Genomic DNA, 1,919 nt, shown 5'->3' with positions numbered 1-1,919 from the left:
CTGCCCACCGCACCCTGAGCCAGGCGCCCCACCCAGCACCCCACGCACCCCGGCACACCCTCAGCCCGACACGCGCGCATCAACGTGACAGCGTCGTCGGGTGTCCAGGTCTCGGTGAGCCCGTGGGGCAGTTGGCGATGGGCATGGTCACGATACGAATAACCCCCCTGTCCACCGGCGCCCCGGCCCGCCATCATGATCAACCGTGTCCACCTACCCCGAGTCGCCCGCCGCGGCGTCCGCCGACAGGCCCGTCCACGGTTCGCCGTGCCCGCGCTGCGTCGCCCCCCTGACCGACGACCCACGCTTCCGCGTCTGGTGCCCGGCCTGCGACTGGAACCTCGTGCCCGGCGAGGACGCCGCCCCCGGGCCCACCCGGCGCGAGCGGGCCGCGGCCGCCCGCACCGACCGGCTCTACGAGGAGCAGGCCGCCGGGGGCGACTCCCCCACCGCCCGCCGGGACTGGCTGCTGGCCTCCGCCGCGGCCGGGGTGATCCACCTCGTCACCGTCGGCACCTTCGCCCTGGCGCTCTGGCTGCTGATCACCGGGACCGTCGTGCAGCGCTGCGTCGGCGCGGTGGTGCTGGTGATCGCGGTGACCCTGCGGCCCCGGCTCGGCCGGCTGCCGAAGGACGCGGGCGTGCTCGACCGTGCCGGGGCGCCGGCCCTGTACGGTCTGGCCGACCGGGTGGCCGCCGAGGTCGGCGCCCGCCCGGTGGACGTCATCCAGGTCACCGACGAGTTCAACGCCTCGTACGGGCTGGTCGGGCTGCGCCGCCGGTCGGTGCTGCGGCTCGGCCTGCCGCTCTGGGAGGTACTGGACGACCGGGAGCGGACAGCCCTGCTCGGCCACGAGTTCGGCCACCGGGTCAACGGCGACCGCCGGCGCTCGTTCTGGCTGTACAGCGCCGTCTCGGCGCTCTGGGCCTGGTATGACATGGCCCGCCCGGGCCACGACGGGTCGGTCGTGGGCCGGGACGAGGTCTCGGTGCTGGTGCGGCTCGGCGCGGTGTTCGGCCGGCTGGTGCTGCGGGGCGTCGCCTGGGTGCTGTACCGGGGGCTGGTGCTGTTCGACCGGCTCACTTCCCGGGCCGGCCAGCAGGCCGAGTACCACTCGGACGTGCTCGCCGTCCGGGTAGCGGGCGGCGAGGCGGCCCGGGGCATGCTCGCTGCGCTGCTGCTGCCCGGCTCGGTGGACACCGCGATCCACCGGATCCGGGCCGAGGAGCGCGGACGGCCCCGGATCGGCCGCGCCCGGAGCCGCCGGACCGAGGACGCGCCCGCACCGCCCGCGCCGGACCTGCTCTGGGAGCGGGTGCGCGAGCACCTCGCCTCCGTCCCCGCCATCGAGCGGGAGCGCCTGCTGCGGCTCAGTGCCCGTGACCGGTCCGCCGTGGACGGCTCCCACCCACCGACCCACCTGCGGATCGCCCTGGCCGCCCGCGCCGGGGACGGGGACGCCGCCGTCACCGTCACCGCCGCCGAAAGCGCCTCGATCACCACCGAGCTGGCGCCGCACCGCGCCCGGATCGCTGCCGAGCTGCTGGCCGGCTGACGCCGCCGGCCGGCGGTGCCGGCCGCGTGCCCGGGGCGGTGCGCCTCGGGGTTCCGTACGGGGTTCGGCAGGGGGTTCGGCACGGCGTTCCGTACAGGGGCAGGTACAGCCACCGCCGCCCCGCCGTCCGGACGCCCCTCCGCCCAGCTCAGGGCCGGTGAGCTTCCAACCTCACCACCCCGACCGACCCTGCCCGATCTTGGTGGCTAATTCCAACTGCTATGCAGCTAGGGATAGTTGGAGTCTGGCGAGGTGACTGTGGTTGGCGTGGTCGAGGGGGTGGCCGTTCCACCAGGAGTGGAGGCGGATGAGGTTGAGGGCGGTCGCGCTGGTGGTGTGGTCGAGATGGGTCTTGGCCAGGCCG

At 75.3% G+C, this 1,919-nt stretch carries 1 protein-coding gene; it reads left to right on the top strand.

Going from position 1 to position 1,919, the window contains the following annotated elements; genetic code table 11:
• The first annotated feature begins 205 nt into the window (after positions 1 to 205).
• Entirely contained in the window at positions 206 to 1,555 is a 1,350-nt protein-coding gene (locus ACH4E7_RS45545) for a M48 family metalloprotease (protein ID WP_396255123.1), read from the top strand.
• Positions 1,556 to 1,919: the final 364 nt, after the last annotated feature.

Source organism: Kitasatospora sp. NPDC018058, from assembly GCF_044327205.1.
In the GTDB taxonomy this organism is placed as follows: domain Bacteria; phylum Actinomycetota; class Actinomycetes; order Streptomycetales; family Streptomycetaceae; genus Kitasatospora.
Note: the sequence above shows the minus strand (reverse complement) of the source record. Positions and strands in the feature narration are given on the sequence as shown.